Annotated in this window: 18 protein-coding genes; 13 read left to right on the top strand and 5 right to left on the bottom strand. The window is 44.8% G+C overall.

Going from position 1 to position 22064, the window contains the following annotated elements:
- Positions 1 to 178: 178 nt before the first annotated feature.
- The 3 genes from OQJ75_RS12310 to OQJ75_RS12320 all read left to right on the top strand — a co-directional run bounded on the left by OQJ75_RS12310 (position 179) and on the right by OQJ75_RS12320 (position 3482).
- A complete protein-coding gene (locus tag OQJ75_RS12310; protein WP_265973652.1) occupies positions 179 to 1033 on the top strand; it encodes a phosphotransferase in 855 nt (284 codons plus the stop codon).
- A gap of 108 nt (positions 1034 to 1141) precedes the next feature.
- A complete protein-coding gene (gene ycfP / locus OQJ75_RS12315; protein WP_265973651.1) occupies positions 1142 to 1681 on the top strand; it encodes an alpha/beta hydrolase YcfP in 540 nt (179 codons plus the stop codon).
- A 511-nt stretch (positions 1682 to 2192) separates the two neighbouring features.
- Positions 2193 to 3482 (top strand): NAD(P)/FAD-dependent oxidoreductase, encoded by a 1290-nt coding sequence (locus OQJ75_RS12320; protein WP_248387901.1) that lies wholly within the window; start codon positions 2193 to 2195, stop codon positions 3480 to 3482.
- 111 nt (positions 3483 to 3593) lie between these two features.
- On the opposite strand, the gene OQJ75_RS12325 is transcribed toward OQJ75_RS12320, so the two are convergent.
- From OQJ75_RS12325 to OQJ75_RS12340, 4 genes are all read right to left on the bottom strand, one after another.
- Positions 3594 to 4139 (bottom strand): GNAT family N-acetyltransferase, encoded by a 546-nt coding sequence (locus OQJ75_RS12325; protein ID WP_265973650.1) that lies wholly within the window; start codon positions 4137 to 4139, stop codon positions 3594 to 3596.
- 141 nt (positions 4140 to 4280) lie between these two features.
- On the bottom strand, positions 4281 to 5063 hold the full coding sequence (locus OQJ75_RS12330; RefSeq protein WP_265973649.1) for a peptidoglycan binding protein CsiV: 783 nt from the start codon (positions 5061 to 5063) through the stop codon (positions 4281 to 4283).
- 63 nt (positions 5064 to 5126) lie between these two features.
- Positions 5127 to 8588: a transcription-repair coupling factor gene (gene mfd / locus OQJ75_RS12335; RefSeq protein ID WP_265973648.1), complete on the bottom strand. Its 3462-nt coding sequence runs from the start codon at positions 8586 to 8588 to the stop codon at positions 5127 to 5129.
- Positions 8589 to 8594: 6 nt separating this feature from the next.
- Entirely contained in the window at positions 8595 to 9164 is a 570-nt protein-coding gene (locus OQJ75_RS12340; protein WP_265973647.1) for a PilZ domain-containing protein, read from the bottom strand.
- 227 nt (positions 9165 to 9391) lie between these two features.
- Here OQJ75_RS12340 and lolC point away from each other — a divergent pair, with 227 nt between their 5' ends.
- Genes lolC through lolE form a run of 3 tightly spaced genes read left to right on the top strand, consistent with a single transcriptional unit; the run spans position 9392 to position 12530 of the window.
- On the top strand, positions 9392 to 10600 hold the full coding sequence (lolC, locus tag OQJ75_RS12345; RefSeq protein ID WP_265973646.1) for a lipoprotein-releasing ABC transporter permease subunit LolC: 1209 nt from the start codon (positions 9392 to 9394) through the stop codon (positions 10598 to 10600).
- Complete coding sequence (lolD, locus tag OQJ75_RS12350; protein WP_265973645.1) at positions 10593 to 11285, top strand: lipoprotein-releasing ABC transporter ATP-binding protein LolD; 693 nt, start codon at positions 10593 to 10595, stop codon at positions 11283 to 11285. Before lolC ends, lolD begins: the two co-directional genes overlap by 8 nt.
- Positions 11286 to 12530, top strand: a complete 1245-nt coding sequence (gene lolE, locus OQJ75_RS12355) for a lipoprotein-releasing ABC transporter permease subunit LolE (RefSeq protein ID WP_265973644.1) — start codon at positions 11286 to 11288, stop codon at positions 12528 to 12530. It begins immediately after the preceding gene.
- A gap of 205 nt (positions 12531 to 12735) precedes the next feature.
- Here lolE and OQJ75_RS12360 read toward each other — a convergent pair whose 3' ends face one another.
- A complete protein-coding gene (locus OQJ75_RS12360; RefSeq protein WP_265973643.1) occupies positions 12736 to 13248 on the bottom strand; it encodes a DUF2062 domain-containing protein in 513 nt (170 codons plus the stop codon).
- A 215-nt stretch (positions 13249 to 13463) separates the two neighbouring features.
- On the opposite strand from OQJ75_RS12360, the gene OQJ75_RS12365 reads away from it, so the two are divergent.
- The 7 genes from OQJ75_RS12365 (at position 13464) to rpsA (ending at position 22053) form a co-directional block, all read left to right on the top strand.
- Entirely contained in the window at positions 13464 to 15596 is a 2133-nt protein-coding gene (locus OQJ75_RS12365) for a DNA internalization-related competence protein ComEC/Rec2 (RefSeq protein ID WP_265973720.1), read from the top strand.
- A gap of 31 nt (positions 15597 to 15627) precedes the next feature.
- Entirely contained in the window at positions 15628 to 17376 is a 1749-nt protein-coding gene (gene msbA, locus OQJ75_RS12370; RefSeq protein WP_265973642.1) for a lipid A ABC transporter ATP-binding protein/permease MsbA, read from the top strand.
- Between the two features lie 14 nt (positions 17377 to 17390).
- On the top strand, positions 17391 to 18398 hold the full coding sequence (gene lpxK / locus OQJ75_RS12375; protein ID WP_265973641.1) for a tetraacyldisaccharide 4'-kinase: 1008 nt from the start codon (positions 17391 to 17393) through the stop codon (positions 18396 to 18398).
- Positions 18379 to 18558 (top strand): Trm112 family protein, encoded by a 180-nt coding sequence (locus OQJ75_RS12380; protein WP_004736429.1) that lies wholly within the window; start codon positions 18379 to 18381, stop codon positions 18556 to 18558. Before lpxK ends, OQJ75_RS12380 begins: the two co-directional genes overlap by 20 nt.
- Positions 18558 to 19304 (top strand): 3-deoxy-manno-octulosonate cytidylyltransferase, encoded by a 747-nt coding sequence (gene kdsB, locus OQJ75_RS12385; protein ID WP_265973640.1) that lies wholly within the window; start codon positions 18558 to 18560, stop codon positions 19302 to 19304. The genes OQJ75_RS12380 and kdsB overlap by 1 nt, the downstream gene beginning before the upstream one ends.
- A gap of 291 nt (positions 19305 to 19595) precedes the next feature.
- Complete coding sequence (gene cmk / locus OQJ75_RS12390) at positions 19596 to 20276, top strand: (d)CMP kinase (protein WP_017060237.1); 681 nt, start codon at positions 19596 to 19598, stop codon at positions 20274 to 20276.
- A 106-nt stretch (positions 20277 to 20382) separates the two neighbouring features.
- Positions 20383 to 22053 carry a 30S ribosomal protein S1 gene (gene rpsA / locus OQJ75_RS12395; protein WP_010439921.1) on the top strand — a complete coding sequence of 557 codons (1671 nt, stop codon included), beginning with the start codon at positions 20383 to 20385 and terminating at the stop codon, positions 22051 to 22053.
- The last annotated feature ends 11 nt before the right edge of the window (positions 22054 to 22064 follow it).

A 22064-nucleotide genomic window follows, 5' to 3' on the forward strand; every position in this document is an offset into this window, starting at 1 on the left:
TACTTGCCAACTATGCGCGGCTGGATTTGACAATGTCTAGTATTGGCAAGGCTTAATCTTGACAGCGTATAGCTTGGTCACACGCCAATGCAGTGCATGATGTGCTGTTTGTGAAGAGACACTGGCTTTTGGTCAGTGTCTTTTTTGTAGGGAATGAAGACGCTTATGGGGAAGAGCAATGGCAATTTTTTCTTGGTCTGAGGCTAAGCTTCTTGATACCAGTTTGAGTTCGCTGGATGGTTATTTTTCTGAGCCTCCAGTTAGAGCGCAGACATTAACTGGCGGTTTGACCAATCGATGTTGGAAGTTGGTTGATGCCGAGGACACTGCCTATGTGTGGCGTCCAATCACACCGATCACTAAAGCCTTCTTTATTTCTCGTCATGAAGAGTATCAAGTGCTCTCGACAATTGAACGTCTTGGTATTGGACCAAGCCCTAAGGTGGTAAATGAGCAGGGTTTATTGGTTGAGTGGATTGCGGGAGAGACACTTTACGAAGATCTAGAACTCGATGAACTGTTGAAAACGCTGATCTCTGTACATCTGGTTAATACTGCGCGATTACCACTGCAACCATTCAGTTTCACGGCGCGAGTCGATCACTATTGGCTGCAGCTTGATGCGACTCATAAGACCGAAGCCTGCACTAAGATTTATCAAGAGTGGCGTGTGGCTCCGAGTATTACTAATGTTGACCTGTCTTTATGCCATTTTGACTTGGGTGGTTATAACCTAGTGAGAAACAGTGATGGCATTAATATTATTGATTGGGAGTATGCTGCGCTAGCAGACCCTAGGCTCGACTTAACATTAACCATTGCTGTTGCTGGAGTGCCAGTCACAGAAGCGGTTGAGAAGTACTGTCAGCTAAGAGGTATCTATGATGTTCAGCCTTGGCTTGATGGTGTAGAAGCATGGTTACCAAGAAGCCAAATGATGGCGATGCTGTGGTATTTACTTGCTCATCAGCTTTGGGGTGATGAAAATTATCTGCGTGAAGCGGAGGCTCTGAATCACACTTTATGTAGCTAGGATCACGTTTAGGAAGTGAAAAATATAATTTCTCAGCTGTTACCTTTAAAACCTTGTTTTTCGTGTTAGATTGATCAAAACGTACCAATATTTAACGGGGGAGGTACTATGATTATCTATCTACATGGCTTCGACTCAACAAGCCCGGGCAATCACGAAAAAATACTGCAGTTGCAATTCATTGATGATGACGTGCGCTTCATCAACTACAGTACTTTGCATCCAAAACACGATATGCAGCATCTGCTAAAAGAAGTGCATAAAGTGATAGAGCAATCCAATGATCCGCATCCCATTATTTGTGGTGTAGGTTTAGGTGGTTTTTGGTCTGAGCGTATTGGTTTCTTATGTGGGATTAAGCAGGTGGTGTTCAACCCGAACCTGCAACCAGAGAACAACATGGTAGGTCGAATTGACCGCCCAGAAGAGTACGAAGACATCGCAACTAAATGTGTTGCTCAATACCGCATGAAAAACAAAGGACGCTGTTTAGTTGTGCTTTCTCGTGAAGATGAAATTCACGATAATACTAAAACAGCTGCCGCGCTAGAAGATTACTACGATGTAATCTGGGATGAGAAAGAGAATCATAAATTCAAAAAAATCTCTCAACATCTTCAAGCAATGAAAGCGTTCAAAAACGCTTAATCAACCTGGATGTTTTATAAAAGCAGCACTCTATGAGCGCTGCTTTTTTACATCTGAACCCAAGAGATTTTGTTTCATAAAACAATTATCGCTGTTTTATCGGTGAGTTTGAGCATTTACAGATAAGTTTGCACAAACGTTAATTAATTAGTCGCGAATCCTTATTGAGGGTAAGGATTTTTTTGTTGCGGTCATCTGTTTGCTATATATAATGTTCCCAAGAAAAATATTTTGATAAATATCAAAAAAAATTGAGAGCGAGTGAAAAAACTTGCCCATAATTTGTGTTCTATCTCTCAGGTAGGCGCCTTTTTTATCCATGTGAGCAGAGCGACAAACGAATGTTTGTTGTTTGTAACCCCTCTAACTACTCGGTGAGCTGTCGTTATTCTTTTTCGCGGTTATCCAATATGTCACAGCCTTATCAACAAGGCCGAGTAGATATATAGAATTTATCGGTTGGAGTAATCGAACCGAACCCCATTTATTCATTTTGTAGAGGATTGTCATTGTGACAAAAATTATCGTAGTAGGCGGCGGTGCTGGTGGTTTAGAACTAGCAACTAAGCTAGGCCGCACTTTAGGTCGTAAGAAACGTGCCCAGATTACTCTGGTAGACCGTAAAGCAAGCCACCTATGGAAACCATTACTTCATGAAGTAGCAACTGGCTCATTGGATGAAGGTGTTGATGCATTAAGCTACCGCGCACATGCAAAAAACCACTACTTCGATTTCCAAATGGGCAGCCTGAACGACATCGATCGTGAACGTAAAGTGATTGCACTAAGCGAACTGAAAGATGACCACGGTGAATTGCTGATGCCAAGCCGTGAACTTGAATACGATATTCTTGTGATGGCGCTAGGTTCTACGTCAAACGATTTCAACACTCCAGGCGTTCGTGACAACTGTATTTTCCTTGATAGTCCAGAACAAGCACACCGTTTCCGTACAGAAATGAACAACCAGTTCTTAAAGCTTCACGCTAAGAACGGTCAAGGTACGGTAGACATCGCGATTGTTGGCGCGGGTGCAACAGGTGTTGAGCTTTCTGCAGAGCTTCACAACGCAGTTAAAGAGCTTCGCACTTACGGCTTCGGTGATCTAGATTCAAGCAAGCTGAATGTTAACCTTGTAGAAGCAGGTGAGCGTATTCTTCCAGCTCTGCCTCCTCGTATTTCAAGTGCAGCACACTCTGAGCTAACGAAGCTTGGTGTGAACGTTCGTACTAATACTATGGTGACTCAAGCGGATTCTGACGGCTTAACAACCAAAGACGGCGATAAGATCCCAGCTCAAATCATGGTATGGGCAGCAGGTATCAAAGCACCAGACTTCATGAAAGATATCGGTGGTCTTGAGACGAACCGTATCAACCAGTTGGTTGTGAAAAACACGCTGCAAACAACACTGGATGACAACATCTTTGCTATCGGTGACTTGGCACAATGTACACAAGCAGATGGTTCATTCGTTCCACCACGTGCACAAGCAGCTCACCAAATGGCAAGCTGCGCATTCAGCAACATCATTGCTAAGTTGAACGGTCGTGACCTGAAAGACTACATCTACAAAGATAAAGGCTCGCTAGTTTCACTAAGCCGTTTCTCTACGGTAGGTAGCTTGATGGGTAACCTGACTAAAGGTTCGATGATGGTTGAAGGTCGTATTGCTCGTGTGGTTTACATCTCTTTGTACCGCATGCACCAGATGGCGCTTCACGGCTTGATCAAAACATCACTGATGATGTTGGTTGGTCGTATTAACCGTGTACTTCGTCCAAACCTGAAGCTTCACTAATCAGGTAAGCCTTCTAAGTGCATTACGCTGATAATAAAAAAGAGCTCTTCGGGGCTCTTTTTTGATCGTGTCGATTATGTGCTATCACTCGTATTGAACTAACTTTTGCTGTTAAGACGTTGGAGGTAGCACAGAATAAACCACGCCATCTTTTGACTTACCGTTAAACAGAAATCGATTCTTGGCAATGGTTTCTCGCTCAGCGCCACACTTCTCTATCAGCTTTTGGCTTGGTAGGTTCTCGGTATCACAGACAATCTCCAAACGCGTTAACTTGAGTTGCGCGAAGCAGAATTCAAATAGGGCGAGCATCGCTTCTTTGGCGATCCCTCTCTTTTGAAAGTCATCACCCACCCAATAACCTAAGCTCGCCATATTAAAGGTGTGGTAAAGCTCATTGATCGCAACCATACCGACTAACTTGTCGCTTTTTCGTTCAAAGATGCCAAAGCCAAACGCATCGGCTTTCACCCAGTTTAAGCGAGTCGCTAGAATAAACTTCTCGGCTTCGACGATAGAAAACTCGCTACGATACCAGTCGACCCATGGCAGTAAGCTAGGGGAGGACTTAACCAGCTGAGAAAATTCTTGAGCATCTGAGGCCTCAATGATTTTAAGGCTAAGGTTTTTTGTGTTGATCTGAAATTCAGGGCTCATAGGACGTACCAAGTAACGTGTAAATGTTAGGTAAGGGCGTGAATATAGCCTGTACTAATAAAACGCCCTCACAATGGAGGGCGTATTGATACAGTTCTATATAAGAATAGCTGAGTTGTTGAGCTACTCTTATTACGCTAGTTATTGCGCTACGCGTCGAACTTGAATCACCATTCCAAGAAGTGGGTGGTCAAGATAGTGAGTTTCTGTACTGCGCATACGACGTTTTTGGTCCATGCGGTAGCTCTTAAGGAACTCTTGTACTTCAACTGTCGGAGAAATCTCAGTTAGGTTGCCCACTTGAACGTTACTTTCTGCACCACTTACTGGTGAATCTAGCTCGATTTGTTGCTCTTGTAGAGTCACTTCACGAACGCTTGGCGCTTTTAAATCCAATGTCGTTTCAGCGTATAGGTAATGCTGAACGTAGATTTGTAGCTTGCCGTCTAATTCGTAGAGTGGTTTGTCAATAGTCTCTTCTTGGAAGCCATCAGCACCTGTTGTTGTAGCTGTGGTGGTTGTAACCGCACCTTTTTCAGAGCCATCAGCATTAAATTGTTTAGAGAAATCTTTACCTGCTTGAATGTGGAAAACAGGTGCAGAGCTCTTACCTTGGTCACCTTGACGCCAAGCGGTATGCATCAGAACTTCAAAGCCAGCGTGTTTACGTAACTTGTCTTTCTGAGGCGTTAACTTGTATTCCGAGTAAGGCAGCATTTGAACGCCTTTCTTTGCTCGGTATTGGGTATCTTGAAATGAACCAACGCGCTCAAGTGAAATCTTAGGCTGTGTATTTGGCCAAGATTCGTTCACCTTCTCTGCATCAACAGCGCGCTTAAAAATGATCACTTCTATATCAAATTGTCTCTGCGCCAAACTTGGCAGTGAGACGAACAATAGTAGCAGTGGGATCAGTCTTTTCATTTTTACTCCGTCTTCCAGCCGAACTACCGGCTGGATAATTTATATGTGCAAGTGGATTGGGCTTTATGCTGAAGGCAGCAAGTTTTGTCTGAATTCGCCCAATAAATCACTAACAAATTGAATTCGTTTCCGTCTGTCGACCAATGGTATCGTAAACTTGAACTTTGTTGGTCCTTCCATTGAAAACTTTTGCGGTTGAGATTGCAACAGTTTAACAAGGTAGGCCGGGTTTATGTCAGCATCCGGGTAGAATTCTAAGAATCCACCCTTATCGTGAGCCTCAATTTTCTTCGCTTTGATAGACGCTGCGGCTAATTTTAGCTCAGAAACTGACAACAAGTTCTTGGTTGCATCAGGCAAAAGGCCGAAGCGATCAATCAGCTCGACTTTCAACTCGGCCAATTCGTCGGTGTCACTCACACTCGCAATGCGCTTATAGGTAGACAAACGTGTATTGATGTCTGGGATGTAGTCATCTGGCAATAGTGCTGGAAGACGCATCTCAATTTCAGTTTGTTCACGCAGTAGGTCATCAAGTGATGGTTCTCGACCTTCTTTCAATGCTTCAACCGCTTGTTCAAGCATCTCCATGTACAAGGTGAAACCAACCGACTGGATTTGGCCACTCTGTTCATCACCTAACAACTCACCTGCGCCACGAATCTCCAAGTCATGGGTTGCTAGGGTAAAGCCTGCGCCCAAGTCTTCGAGTGAAGCTATCGCATCCAATCGCTTGATCGCATCTTTGGTCATTGCTTTAGGGTGTGGTGTCAACAAGTAAGCATAAGCTTGGTGGTGAGAACGACCCACACGCCCACGTAATTGGTGCAACTGTGCTAAACCAAGGTTATCGGCTCTGTCCATTAAGATGGTGTTCGCTGTTGGTACGTCGATACCGGTTTCGATGATGGTTGTACACACTAGCAAGTTAAAACGCTGGTGATAGAAGTCATTCATGATGCGTTCTAGCTCTCGCTCTCGCATCTGACCATGAGCTACGGTAACGCGCGCTTCTGGAATCAGTTTCTGTAGTGATTCGGCTGTTTTCTCAATTGTGTCGACTTGGTTGTGCAGGAAATAAACCTGACCACCACGCATGATCTCACGCAGTACCGCTTCTCTGACGATCGCATCATCACTCTCGCGGACGAAGGTTTTAATTGCCAAGCGTCGTGCTGGCGGTGTGGCGATGATAGACAAGTCACGCATACCACTCATTGCCATATTCAACGTTCGTGGAATAGGCGTGGCGGTTAGCGTTAGGATGTCGACATCCGCTCGCATCGCTTTCACTTTCTCTTTCTGGCGCACACCGAAACGGTGCTCTTCATCGACAACCAACAAGCCAAGATCTTTAAACTTAAGGTCACTGGAAAGCAGCTTGTGAGTACCCACCAAGATGTCGACCTTACCGTCGGCAACATCTTGCATGATCAATTTCTGTTCTTTAGCTGATTTAAATCGCGACAGAACTTCGACACGTATCGGTTGGTTCGCGAAACGGTCTCGGAAGTTTTCAAAGTGTTGCTGAGCAAGTAGCGTCGTTGGTACTAACACAGCCACTTGTTTGCTGTTGTCGGTACATACGAATGCCGCGCGCATCGCGACTTCGGTTTTACCAAAGCCAACATCACCACACACCAAACGGTCCATGGCCTTTGCTTGGCACATGTCAGACATAACAGCATTGATGGCCATTGCTTGGTCATCGGTTTCTTCAAATGGGAAACCAGACTTGAAGGTTGCGTATTGGCCACGGTCGAGTACAAACTTGTAGCCAGGTTTTAGCTCGCGCTTAGCGTAAACATCAAGTAGCTCTGCTGCAACGTCACGGACTTTCTCTGCGGCGCGTTTTCGAGCTTTTTGCCATGCTTCGCCACCGAGTTTATGTAGCGGTGCTGAATCTTCAGCGCCACCAGAGTAACGTCCGATTAAGTTTAAAGAAGCAACTGGTACGTAGAGCTTGGCATCATTTTGATACTCAAGCGTTACGTATTCTGTTTTCATACCACCCGCTTCAAGTGTTTGCAGGCCGATGTAGCGACCAATACCGTGGTCAATGTGAACAACAGGTTGACCTGGTTTAAGTTCAGCTAAGTGACGAATGACAGTATCGCTGTTAACGCTTTTCTTGTCTTTCTTACGACGTTGTACAACGCGATCACCTAACAGGTCGCTTTCACAGACAAGGGCGATGTTTTGCTCGTCGTGGATAAAGCCATGCTCAGCAGAACCTAGGATCAGGGTGAACTTATCTTTACCTTTAATCGCCGCGTCGAGGTTTTCAACTTCGCTTGGACGAACTTTGATGCCGTGAAGCAATTCACTCAGTGCTTCACGGCGGCCTTCAGACTCAACCGAAAAAACCACTTTGCCATCGAAGGCTTCAGTGAATTTTCTTAGGTTAGACAAAGGTTCTTTATTCTGATGTTGAACGCTGAGATCAGGCAGAGACACAACCGGAAGGTTGGTACGTCCCGCTTTCTCTTCTATTGAATCTAAGCTCAGATTGACTTGCGGCTTCTGTTTGAAGTGTGCGAACAGCTCGTCTTTCTTCAGCCAAAGTTGTTCAGGCGTGAGCAGTGGTCGTAATGGGTCAACACCGCGCTGTTCGTATCGATGAGCAACGTCCGTTAGGAATGAATCTACAGCAGTCTCGACATCACCTAGAATCAGGAGTTGCGCTTCATCGGCAACGTAATCAAACAAGGTTTCAGTGTGATCGAAGAACAGCGGCTGCCAATACTCGATACCAGCAGGCCAAGTACCCTTAGAAACCTGCATATAAACCGATTCTGGTTCACGACGTGCATCGAATTTTTGACGCCAGCGAATTCGGAAATCTTCTATTGCGCTTTCTGAGGTTGGAAACTCGTGTGCTGGCAGTAAACGGATCTCAGAGATGTCTTCGATAGAGCGCTGGTTTTCAGGATCGAAAGTACGAATAGTGTCGATCTCGTCATCGAAAAAATCGATTCGATACGGGTCTTTACTGCCCATTGGGAACAGATCGAGAATAGAACCACGGCTTGCGTATTCACCTGGGCCAAACACTTGATCAACGTAACGATAGCCTGACTTTTCAAGCTGCAAGCGCAGTTTCTCAAGCGAGTAGAGATCGCCCGTTTTCACCATTAACGTGTGTTGTAGCAAAAAGTCTCGCGGTGACTGGCGTTGTAATAACGTGCTGATCGGAACGATCGTGATGCCATCTTTTAACGTTGGCAGTGCGTAAAGGCGTGCGATACGATCTGAGATGATCTCTTGGTGCGGCGAGAAGCTATCGTATGGCAGCGTTTCCCAATCAGGGAATAACGCAACTTCATGTGCAGTAAACTGTTCAATTTCAGATTGAAGCTTAAGCGCAATTTGTGGGTCGGGTACAGCCAAGACTGTATGACTGTTATGTTGCTCTGCGAGTTTGGCAATGGCAAGAGCGAGAGATGAACCGACTAGGTTACCGATGTGCTTTTTGTCACCGGCACCTTTAAGTTTAGGTAGTGTAAATATGGATTTTTTAGTCATGTTAATTTACTTGTTATCTCGGTCTAGAGAGCGTTGACGCAAGAGCTTTTGCTGTTGATGAAGCGCTGCCTTGATCAACAAGTCTTGGTCAGTATCACGAAGATGAGCATATTTGAATTTGATTTCGAAGCCAGAATCTTTAGGTTCGCTAGCGAAGACTTTCGCGTAGCAATAAATAGCCGCAGCAGGGTGCTCAATAAAGAGCTTGGCCTTGACCAAGCGACCCGGTTCGATGTCTGCTTTTGAAAAACAAGAAAATTGACTCGCACCAAATGAATAGGTGTGAGTGCGAAATTTCTCATCATCTTGCTGCGATAACATAAAGCTCAACAATAGGTTTAATTTTGAGTTCTGTGCATCCAATAAACTGGTGACATTCTTCAAGTCGCTGTTTTTCAGTTCTGCTCGAGCACTGTCAGCTAACAGATCCAATTGGCTAAATTCACTTGCCACCACAAATGGTGCTGGGATCTCAGATTCGAATTGAATTTGAGAAGGTAAAGTGAAGCCGCTGTCCATTGGTTCAATATTAGCGGTAAGGCTATGGTGAACGGTGAAAAACTCTTGTTCTGTCATGCGTTAGTTCCTTGAAGTGATCTATTGATTATCGCTATGTGGCCGCAGTAATCAAGGTCAGTTAATTGAAAGTCTCAAATAGTTGTTTGAAAGTTGGCTATTTGACAAGGTTCTGTTTTTCAAGCCTAACTAATTGAGTTAATTCACTCTATATTTTCAATTAACCCCTACACAGTAACGGCAATACCCGTTACATTAACCCGCATCTCCTTTAGATGGTTCAAAGTATGTTTCATCCTATTTCATTGTTTGTTGGCCTGCGTTATTTGAAAGGCCGTTCAGGTGATCGCTTTAGCCGTTTTGTTTCTTATATGTCGACAGCCGGAATCACCATTGGTGTGCTGTCTCTGGTTACTGTTTTATCGGTAATGAATGGATTCGAAGCGCAGTTAAAAGACCGAATTCTTGGTGTTCTTCCTCAAGCCGTTGTTTACGAGCAAGGAGGCACAACGTCACTTTCTGCTCAAGCACCTAAGTTTGCAGAGCAAATCTCGCTTAATGGTCACGTTGAACCGATTGTGCGCAGTGAGGCGGTGATTCAGAGTCCTGCTCAGTTATCTGCGGGCTTGTTAATCGGTATTGAACCAAATTCAGATGACCCTCTTCAGAACCACTTGATTGCGGGCAGATTGTCTTCGCTCCAAGCTGGCCAGTATCAGCTTTTCCTTGGTCACACCTTGGCGAGAAATTTGAAGGTATCTATGGGTGACAAAGTTCGCCTGATGGTGACCAGTGCGAGTCAATACACGCCATTAGGTCGTATTCCAAGCCAGCGAAATTTTACCGTTGCCGGTATTTTCAATACAGGTTCTGATATCGACGCCCAACTGATGGTGACAGACATCCAAGATGCAGGGCGTTTGATGCGTTATAAATCAGACACTATTTCAGGCTGGCGACTGTTTTTTGAAGACCCGTTTGAAGTTGCAGAGTTATCGACTCAGCCATTGCCAGAAGGTTGGCTGTGGAGTGATTGGCGTGATCAACGTGGCGAGCTATTCCAAGCCGTTCGTATGGAAAAAAACATGATGGGCTTAATGCTGGGGCTGATCATCGGTGTTGCTGCTTTCAATATTATCTCGGCGCTTATCATGGTGGTGATGGAGAAGCAGTCTGAAGTCGCGATTCTTAAGACCCAAGGTATGACTGATGGTCAAGTCATGGGGATCTTCATGGTTCAAGGCGCAAGTAGTGGCGTGATTGGCGCGCTATCTGGTGGTGTGTTAGGTGTTGCCCTAGCGATGAACCTTAATACTATTTTAGAGGCGATGGGCGTTGCTCTATTCTCATTTGGTGGTCAGCTACCAATTTTGATTAACCCAATTCAAATCGCTATTGTTGTGGTTCTTGCTATTGCACTTAGCCTGATTGCCACTGTATTCCCTTCTTATCGTGCATCGTCTGTGAAACCTGCTGAGGCCCTTCGTTATGAGTAATTTTCTTCAATGTAATGATATCCGTAAAACGTACCGTGAAGGCTCGTTAGATACTGAGGTTCTCAAGGGAGTCAGCTTTGAAATCGAAAAGGGTGAACTGGTTGCAATCATTGGTACCTCTGGTTCAGGTAAAAGTACGCTATTGCATATTTTAGGGGCATTGGATGATGCTTCTGACGGCAGTGTGAGTTTTCTCGGGCAGGACTTAGCGTCTTTGAGTTCGAATAAGCAAGCCAAGCTTCGTAATCAGCACCTTGGTTTTGTTTATCAATTCCATCATCTTCTTTCGGACTTCTCGGCGCTTGAAAACGTAGCGATGCCATTACTTATTGGTGGTGAAAAGCCAGCGAAAGCGAAAGAAGAAGCACAACGTTTGTTGGATAAAGTCGGATTGAGTCATCGTGTTGATCACCGACCTTCAGAGCTTTCTGGTGGTGAGAGACAACGTGTGGCGATTGCGCGAGCTTTAGTTAATAAGCCGGCTTTGGTGCTGGCGGATGAACCAACAGGTAACCTTGACCACAACACAGCATTGTCTATTTACGACTTAATGCGTGAACTTAACCACGAGTACGATACCGCCTTTTTGGTCGTGACTCACGATGGTGAACTTGCCGGTAAGATGGATCGCCAACTTCACATGCAAGACGGTTTACTGGTCAACGTAGAAAAAGAGGAGAGCTAAGTGTTTTCTTCTTTATCTCTATTGATAGGTGGCCGATTTAGCCGAGCGAAACAACGAGACAAGATGGTGTCTTTCATCTCATTGTCTTCGACAATTGGTATTGCTGTCGGCGTCGCGGTGATCATTATTGGCTTATCTGCGATGAATGGCTTTGAGCGTGAACTGCAGTCACGGGTGCTTTCTGTTATCCCGCATGGAGAATTTGAGGGAGTCAATGAACCTGTGACACGTTGGGAGCATGTGATCGAGCAAGCGACCCAACATGATGATGTTGTAGCGGCGGCACCTTATGTGAAGATTACCGCGCTTGCCGAAAAGGGCAAAGAGCTAAAAGCGATTGAAGTTCGAGGCGTTGACCCACAACTTGAGCAACAAGTATCGAGCTTATCGAGTTTTATCGATAAGCAAGCTTGGAGCGAGTTTAAGGCAGGGCAACAACAGATTATCTTGGGTTCTGGCGTGGCCAATGTACTCGGCGCGAAAGTCGGTGATTACCTAACTCTGATGATCCCGACGGTGAATGGGTCGGTGAAAGTTCAAGCACCAAAGCGTGTTCGAGTGAAAGTGGTTGGCTTGCTGACGCTTAATGGTCAGATAGATCACAGCTTGGCTCTGATCCCGATTGGTGATGCTCAGGTCTACGCCAACTTAGGTGAGGCGGTGACTGGAGTATCTTTGAAAGTGACCGATGTGCTGAACGCGAACTCTATTGTGCGTGAAGTGGGTAATCAGCTTGATGTGTATGTGTACCTGCGCAGCTGGCAGCAGAAGTTTGGCTTCTTGTATCGAGATATTCAACTGGTTCGTACTATCATGTATCTGGTGATGGTACTGGTTATTGGTGTTGCTTGTTTCAACATCGTCTCGACCTTAATGATGGCTGTAAAAGATAGAGCATCAGAGATCGCGATTTTAAGAACAATGGGCGCATCAGATGGTCTTGTGAAGCGCATCTTTGTTTGGCAGGGCGTATTCTCAGGTGTGTTAGGCAGTTTAGTCGGGAGTGCGATAGGTGTGTTGGTGGCGCTGAATCTCACCACGCTTATCAAAGGGCTTGAAAAGCTGGTCGATCACCAGTTCTTGTCCGGTGATATCTACTTTGTCGACTTTTTGCCATCACAACTTGATATGACGGATGTTGTTGTGGTCTCCGGTACCGCGATTGTATTGAGCTTGCTGGCGACATGGTATCCAGCATCACGCGCGGCGAAGTTAAACCCAGCCTCAGTGCTTAGTTCTAAATAGCATTAGCCTCAATAACAAATCAGTCCCGCTTCGATAAACACAAAAAAGGATCCAATGGGATCCTTTTTTATTGAATTCAATTCGTGTTCTTTACGACTTTCGTTACATGCCAATCTTGCTGAGGTAAGTGGCTCATCCGATTTTAACTTGCGTGCGTTTTAAGTGAAGCAGATACAAGGTTAGATTGAATAACAAGGAATGGTGTTCAATGCCTTGCTTGTCGCTTCTTCCAACTTCTTACTACTGAGTAACGCCATAAACCGCGAATACCAAAGTAGCCAATCATTGCTGAAACCACGCCACAAATCAGACAACCCAATAAGAACGGAGGCCCTATAGTGCTCATTTGCGCCAAGATGAAGTCCCAAGACAATTCAAAATGAAAGGCTTGAGGTGGTACATGCATAACAAACGCCCCGACTTTATAAGCAAAGTAGAAGAGAACAGGCATGGTGACCGGGTTACTGATCCAAACAAGCGCGACAGCCAAAGGCAGGTTAACACCACATGCGACAGCAAGGCCTGCAGACATAATCATTTGACTTGGTAGAGGGACAAACGCCATGAATAACCCAACAGCAAACGCGCCAGCCGCAGAGCGACGATTAAGGCACCATAAATTGGGGTTGTACAAAACATTGCCAAAAACTTTCAATGCTTTCTGACGCTTGATTAGGTCATGGTCAGGCATAAATCGTTTGATTAACTTTCTTGGCATAGGAGGAAGCTACTCTCTTGTTTAACACTTGGTTCTTGATTTCATTTGCTGCGACAGTTGTGTCTGCCAGCTTCTGGCCTGTGATGCCACATTGGGTTTGGGCACCATTGATGCTGTTGTTACTGCTAGCATCGACAAAGTATAGCGTTTTCCGGAGTGCAAGAGGTCCAGTAACAGCATTGATACTAGTTATCTGCCTAGGGAATGCGATTGAAATACAAACGAGTCGCTTATTCCAATCAGGGCCGAATACTACCATAAATGCGTCGATTGTTAGCCTTTTTAGTGAAAATAGCCACGGTTTTGAAAGCGCAATAGTAGCCAGATCAATTGGAGGCGAAAAATTAATCTTTCCTCAATTGATAAAATTGCGTTTGTTTACTCCTTTTAAGTTAACGCTTGGAGATGATGTCAATTTATCTGTGTCCATAAAGCCTGTATGGGGCAAACTCAATGAAGCCGGCTTTGATTTAGAAAAGTACTTGTTTAGTGCAGGCGTGGTTGCCAATGCAACTTACAGGGCCGATAGCAAATACCGAATTCACTCAAGCACCAACTTACGTTCTCTGTGGTTTGAAAGCAGTTTAGAAAGATTGAACCAACTAGCGAATGCAGACCTCATTATGGCGTTGAGTTTTGGTTATCGTGACCTTATTCCACCCCAGCGATGGGATTTGCTCAAAAGCAGTGGGTTGATTCACTTGATGGCTATTTCTGGATTGCATATCAGCATAGCCTTTGGCATTGGTTATCAGTTGGGGAAGTTTGTTAGAGTATTATCACCTCAGCTTCTTTGGCTACCTACACTGTTCGGGTTAGGGTTGGCGTCTTTTTACAGTTGGTTTGCTGGCTTTACATTACCTACGTTAAGGGCGCTTGTGATGTGTGTTATCGCAAGCTATTTTTTGTGGCGTGGTCAAAATATCAGCTTGGTCCGTTATGTGGCTTTAAGTCTGTGCGTGGTCTTATTTATTTGGCCATTCTCAGCATTGTCGAGTAGCTTTTGGTTGTCCTTTGGTGCTTTGGGTGCGGTTCTCTACATTGCTTTAAACAGTACTTCATCTTCGTTAAATATCACGCTTATGAGCCGAGTATTGCAACTCATCAAAATACAGCTAATGCTGACAATACTTATCGCTCCCTTTTCTATGTTGTTCTTTAAAGGGGTTAGCCTGATCTCGGTTTTCTATAACTTACTACTTCTGCCTTGGGTATCATTGGTGACGATCCCGTTGTTGTTTCTGGCAATGTTTCTAAGCTTAATATCGGAGTCAGTGTCTGGTGTGGCTAGTTTAATAGCGCTAGACAACAGTTGGGTAAGTCAGCTGTGGATGTTGGTTGACTTATCGCTTGAGCCTCTCGTATTTAGCCTTCCTTTCTCTGAGCGATTTTGGATCCAAGTCGATAATCAGACGATTGCATTATCAGTATCCCTTATCTTGTTTTTGAGCTTTGTTAGTCGGTATTTCAAGCGAGCATTCTCTATATTAGTAACAGCAATGTTTGTGTTGTGGTGGGAGTTCAGCAAACCCCAGCAAGACAAACTAACTATTGATATCTTGGATGTTGGGCATGGGTTGTCTTTGGTCTTGGAAAAGAACAATCAGATTGTTGTTTATGATCTTGGCAATGCGTGGCCAGGAGGCTCGGTTGTTGAGTCTTTGTTGATCCCTACTTTGAATCAGCGGGGGATTCATGAGTTAGAAGGCGTGATTGTGAGTCATTTCGATTCTGATCATGCAGGTGGTTATCCAGCGGTACTTGAGAACTATACGCCAAAGTGGATAAGAACCAGTCAGAACATTCATCAACAACCCAAATCTCCCACTCAAGCACCGTCTAATATTCAAGCATGTACTATTGGAGAGGTTTGGAACTGGCAAGATATTGTTTTTGAGGTGATGTGGCCTCCTAAGCAAGTAAAGAGGGCGTATAACCCACATTCGTGTGTGGTAAAGATTTCAGACCCTAGTGCAGATTTCTCAATGTTGCTCACTGGTGATATTGAATTGGTAAGTGAGTGGTTACTTGCTCGTGAAGGAGAACTGCTAAGGAGTGATGTAATGTTGGTTCCGCATCATGGTAGCGATTCGTCTTCGATTAAGCCCTTTATTGAAGCCGTATCTCCTCAACTGGCGATAGCTTCTCTGGCCAAAGGTAATCAATGGGGAATGCCGAACGAATCAGTTGTCGGGCGGTATCAGGAAGCGGGGAGCACTTGGCTAGATACTGGAGAAAGCGGACAAATAACCATCACTTTTAGTAAAGAAGGTTGGCAATATCATGCGATTAGAGAACAACAAGGCGGGCAGTGGTATAGGCAGATGCTTCGTAAGGGAGTAGAATAGATAGATTATTGTGAGAAAATTAAGCGATTCTATGTCAACACAAACAGATGAAACTACCTGGGTCACATTTAAAAGACTTTGGACTTATATTCGACTCTATAAGGCCGGCCTAGGTGTTGCGGTTATTGCGCTTATTATAAATGCTGTCTCTGATACCTATATGATTTCCTTACTAAAGCCGTTACTTGACGAGGGCTTTGGTAATGCTGAATCTGATTTTTTACGTACACTTCCACTTATTATCTTTGCCATGATGTTCATTCGTGGTGTCAGTGGTTTTGTTTCAACTTATTGTTTGAGCTGGGTCTCAGGCAATGTGGTGATGGAAATTCGTCGTAAGATTTTCAGCCATTTCATGCATATGCCTGTGTCGTTCTTTGATAAAGAGCAAACTGGTGCATTGCTATCTCGAATTACGTACGATTCAGAGCAAGTGTCTGCAGCAACTAGTAAAGCGTTAGTCAGTATTGTCCGTGAAGGTGCAAGTATTATTGGCTTGTTGACGCTGATGTTTTGGAATAGTTGGCAGTTGTCTTTGGTGTTATTCGCTGTAGCACCTGTTGTCGCTTGGGCTATTACCATAGTATCGAAGCGATTTAGAAAGATCTCGAAGAACATGCAGACCAGTATGGGCCATGTAGCGTCGTCTGCAGAGCAAATGTTAAAAGGGCACAAAGTGGTTCTAACTTATGGTGGTCAAGACGTCGAGAAGCAACGTTTTGATCAAGTTAGTAACCAAATGCGCCAACAGAGTATGAAGTTAGTAACCGCGCAAGCGGCCGCTAACCCAATAATTCAAATGATTGCATCTGTTGCCGTTGTTACTGTTTTGATCTTAGCTAGTTTTGACTCTATCCGAGCTGAGCTCACTCCTGGTACGTTTACCGTTATCTTTTCGGCAATGTTTGGCTTAATGCGTCCATTGAAGGCGTTGACGAGTGTAACTTCTCAGTTTCAACGTGGTATGGCGGCCAGTACCACGCTATTTGGTTTGATGGATCTCGATACAGAACAAAACAAAGGTACGTTGAAACCTGCAACCGTAAGCGGTGAAGTTGCTGTAAAAGATGTGACGTTTACCTATGAGGGCGCAGAGAAACCAGCACTCGATAAGGTGAGCTTCAATATACCGAAAGGCAAAACGGTTGCGCTTGTTGGGCGTTCTGGCTCGGGCAAGAGTACCATTGCCAACTTATTTACTCGTTTTTATGACGTAGACTCAGGTTCAATTGAGCTTGATGGCCACGACATTCGTGATTATGAATTGAGAAATCTGCGGGAACACTTTGCTCTTGTTTCTCAAAATGTGCATCTATTTAATGATACGGTCGCGAACAACATCGCTTACGCAACAAACGATGAATTTTCTCGAGAGCAGATTGAACATGCAGCTAAACTTGCCCATGCGAGTGAGTTTATCGAAAATATGGAAAACGGTATTGATACGGTTGTTGGCGAGAACGGTGGCAATTTATCAGGTGGTCAAAGGCAACGTATTGCGATTGCTCGAGCTCTATTGAGAGATGCACCGGTTTTGATTCTTGATGAGGCAACGTCTGCACTTGATACAGAGTCAGAGAGAGCGATTCAATCTGCACTAGAAGAACTGCAGAAAGACAAAACAGTATTGGTTATCGCACACCGACTCTCTACCATCGAGCAAGCCGATGAGATTCTAGTGGTTGATGATGGTCGTATTGTAGAAAGGGGTGCGCATACTGAGCTAATCGCACATGATGGCGCCTATGCTCAACTGCACCGAATTCAGTTTAGCGGATAAGATTAGGTCTTGTTGTGATCGAAAAGATTTGGTTTAGCAATCACCCGTTAAAATACCTTCTCTGGCCACTGTTGTGGCCGTTGAGTCTGCTGTTCAAATTGATTAGTGGTCAACGTCGTGAGGCTTACCTCTCTGGGAAGAAAGAGACCTACCGCCCGCCTTTACCTGTTATTGTTGTGGGCAATATTACTGCTGGTGGAAATGGTAAAACACCGGTTGTGATTTGGTTAGTAGAGATGCTTCAGGCTCACGGCTATAAACCCGGAGTCGTGTCTCGTGGCTACGGTGCAAAAGCACCAAGCTATCCGTTGGTGTTGGATGAAAATACACCAGCAGAACACTCTGGTGATGAACCTCGCTTGATTCGGAAGCGAACTGGTGCGCCAGTTGCAGTCGATCCTGTGCGCGCTAACGCGGTAAAAGCATTGTTGAGCAAAGGCGTTGATGTGATTATCACTGATGATGGCCTTCAGCACTACGCACTTGAACGCGACATTGAATTTGCGGTTATCGACGGCGCAAGACGCTTTGGTAGCGAGAGCTTGATTCCTTTAGGTCCATTACGAGAGCCTGTATCTCGTTTAGATGAAGTCGACTTTTTGGTGAACAATGGCGGTAAAGCGCACGGGCGAGAGTTCACGATATCTTTGCTTCCAAGCCAAGCGGTTAACCTCAAGACTGGCCAGAAAAGGTCTGTGGCAGAATTACACAAACTGGTGGCTTTTGCCGGTATTGGCCACCCACCGCGCTTTTTTAAAACATTGGAAGATCTTGATGGTGATGTGGTTTTTACCCAGGGCTTCGCCGACCATCAAGATTTTGATAAAGATGAACTTCATGCCTTAGCTAAGAAAGGTATGAATCTGATTATGACAGAAAAAGACGCTGTAAAATGCGAAGAATATGCTCAAGATAACTGGTGGTATCTTCCAGTTTCTGCGCAGTTTGATGAAGATTCGCAACAGCAAATTTTAAAAAGAATAAAAGAGGTTATGGAATACTATGGATCACCGTCTACTTGAGATCGTTGCTTGCCCTGTATGTAAAGGTAAACTAACTTTTGACAAGGATAAGCAAGAGCTTGTTTGTAAAATTGATCGCCTTGCTTACCCAATTAAAGAGGGTATTCCTGTTCTTTTAGAACCTGAAGCTCGCACCGTTTCTATGGATGAGGGTAAGTAATGTCTTATACGGTTGTTATACCTGCAAGATACCAATCGAGCCGTTTACCAGGGAAGCCACTTGCTGACATTGGTGGAAAGCCGATGATTCAATGGGTATACGAACAGTCAATGAAAGCGGGTGCCGATAACGTTATTATCGCTACCGACGACGCTCGAGTTGAAAAAGCGGCTAAAGCATTTGGCGCGACCGTTTGTATGACATCACCGAATCATGAGTCCGGTACTGAACGCCTAGCTGAAGTGATTGAAGTTATGAAAATTCCTTATGATCATATTATCGTGAATGTTCAAGGTGATGAGCCACTTATCCCACCTGCGATCATTAATCAGGTTGCGAATAACCTCGCGAACAGTACAGCTCCGATGGCAACGTTAGGTGTGGAAATTACTCATGCTGATGAAGTGTTTAACCCTAACGCCGTTAAAGTTGTGACCGATAAAGACGGTTACGCCTTATATTTTAGCCGAGCAACCATCCCTTGGGATCGCGATGCTTACGCGAACAACGGTACTGCAGCGGAATCTCCTTTGCTTCGTCATATTGGTATCTATGCTTACCGAGCGGGTTTTATCAATACCTACATTAATTGGGAACCAAGCACTCTTGAACGTATTGAGTGCCTAGAGCAATTACGAGTACTTTGGTACGGTGAAAAAATCCACGTAGACGTTGCGGCGGAAGCGCCGGCTGCTGGTGTTGATACGCCTGAAGACCTAGAAGCGGTTCGAGCTATTATTGGCTAAGCTTCTTTGAGCGAGTTCTTCTTTGCTCTATAAAATGAAAAATGATGAGCCTTGCCTATTGCGAGGCTTTTTTCTATCTATCGAAAAGTGCGCTATCGAAAAGAGCGTGCGTGTCTTATTGACCTAAGCAAACGGATATTGAGATAGTTGCATTGGTTTATGCATCATCAACACGGAATTATCTGAGATTTAGCTCGCTCGAGTTCCAATTTTTCTCTATAATATGCCGCCATAAAGTAGTGGCGAATCGCTAGTACAGAATAAAACTTACGACAAAACGTGGAGTAAAAGATGCCTTCTCAAAGCCCAGTGATTACGGTTGATGGACCAAGTGGTGCAGGTAAAGGTACCCTGTGTATGTTGCTAGCAGATAAGCTAGGCTTTCATCTTCTAGACTCAGGCGCGATCTATCGCGTATTGGCTTTAGCGGCAATTCACCATGGTGTGGATACTGAATCAGAGGATGCTTTAGTACCGCTTGCTACACACTTAGACGTGCAGTTTATTGCTGAAGGCGACTTAGTTAAGGTTATCCTAGAAGGTGAAGATGTGTCTGGTGAACTTCGTAAAGAAGAGACCGGCATGGCGGCTTCAAAAGTTGCTGCTTTACCTCGCGTTCGCGAAGCACTGCTTCGTCGTCAACGTGCATTCAGCGCTGCGCCTGGTTTGGTTGCAGACGGTCGTGACATGGGAACGGTTGTGTTTCCTGAAGCTGAAGCGAAAATATTTTTAGATGCAAGTGCTGAAGAGCGTGCGAGTCGCCGCCTTAAACAGTTGCAACAGAAGGGGTTAGATGTTAAATTTGACGACCTTTTGAGCGAGATCCAAGAGCGAGACGACCGAGATCGTAATCGCCCAGTGGCGCCACTTCGCCCTGCAGAGGATGCTCTAGTGCTTGATTCCACCTCAATGAATATTGAGCAGGTAGTAGAAAAAGCACTACACTATATTGAATCGAAACTGGCTGGGTAATTTCGCCGAGCTAGTACGAACGTTGGTCGCAAGGATGATGACCGGCGAATTTATCAACCCCATGCGGTAGGATACCCATGGACGTTTAATTATTGAAGATTAAATAATGACTGAATCTTTTGCTCAACTCTTTGAAGAGTTTCTATCTGAAACTGAATTCCAACAAGGCAGCATCGTTAAAGGTACTGTAGTAGCTATCGAGAACGGTTTCGTTCTTGTAGACGCTGGTCTTAAGTCTGAATCTGCTATCCCTGCTGAACAATTCAAGAACGCTGCTGGCGAACTTGAAGTTGAAGTTGGTGCTGAAGTAGATGTAGCTCTAGACGCTGTTGAAGATGGTTTCGGTGAAACTCAACTTTCTCGTGAGAAAGCTAAGCGTCACGAAGCTTGGATCGTACTTGAGAAAGCTTGCGAAGAAGCTGAAACTGTTGTTGGTATCATCAACGGTAAAGTTAAAGGCGGTTTCACTGTTGAACTTAACGGTATCCGTGCTTTCCTTCCAGGTTCTCTAGTAGACGTACGTCCTATCCGTGACACTGCTCACCTAGAAAACAAAGAGCTAGAGTTCAAAGTAATCAAGCTAGACCAGAAGCGTAACAACGTTGTTGTTTCTCGTCGTGCTGTTATCGAATCTGAAAACAGTGTTGAGCGTGACGAACTTCTTGAAACTCTACAAGAAGGTACTGAAGTTAAAGGTATCGTTAAGAACCTTACTGACTACGGTGCATTCGTTGACCTTGGCGGTGTTGACGGTCTTCTACATATCACAGATATGGCTTGGAAGCGTGTTAAGCACCCATCAGAGATCGTTAACGTTGGTGACGAAATCCTAGTTAAAGTTCTTAAGTTCGATCGTGAGCGCACTCGTGTTTCACTAGGTCTTAAGCAACTAGGCGAAGATCCATGGGTAGCAATCGCTAAGCGTTACCCAGAAGGTCACAAGCTTTCTGGTCGTGTTACAAACCTAACTGACTACGGCTGCTTCGTTGAAATCGAAGAAGGCGTTGAAGGTCTAGTACACGTTTCTGAAATGGATTGGACTAACAAGAACATCCACCCTTCTAAAGTTGTTAATGTTGGCGACGAAGTTGAGGTTATGGTTCTTGATATCGACGAAGAACGTCGTCGTATCTCTCTAGGTCTGAAACAGTGTAAAGCTAACCCATGGCAGTCATTTGCAGAAATGCAAGCTAAGGGCGACAAAGTTACTGGTAAGATCAAGTCTATCACTGACTTTGGTATCTTCATCGGTCTAGAAGGCGGTATCGACGGTCTTGTACACCTATCTGACATTTCTTGGAACGCTGCCGGCGAAGAAGCTGTACGTGAATACAAGAAAGGCGACGAAATCTCTGCTGTAGTTCTAGCAGTAGATGCAGAGCGTGAGCGTATTTCTCTTGGCGTTAAGCAAATGGAAAACGACCCGTTCAACGCATACGTTGCTGACAACAAGAAAGGTGTTCTTGTAAACGGTACTGTTACTGCAGTTGACGCGAAAGGCGCTACTATCGAGCTAATCGAAGGCGTTGAAGGTTACATCCGCGCTTCTGAAGTTTCTCGCGACCGTATCGAAGATGCATCTCTAATCCTAAGCGTTGGCGACAGCGTTGAAGCGAAGTTCACTGGTGTAGACCGTAAGAACCGCGTAATCAACCTATCTATCAAAGCTAAAGATGAAGCTGATGAGCAAGAAGCAATGGCTTCACTGAACAAGTCTGAAGAAGGCGCGTTCGGTAACGCAATGGCAGACGCATTCAAAGCTGCTAAAGGCGAATAATAGCTTCTCAT

The sequence above is a fragment of the Vibrio sp. 14G-20 genome (assembly GCF_026241515.1).
Taxonomy (GTDB): Bacteria; Pseudomonadota; Gammaproteobacteria; order Enterobacterales; family Vibrionaceae; genus Vibrio.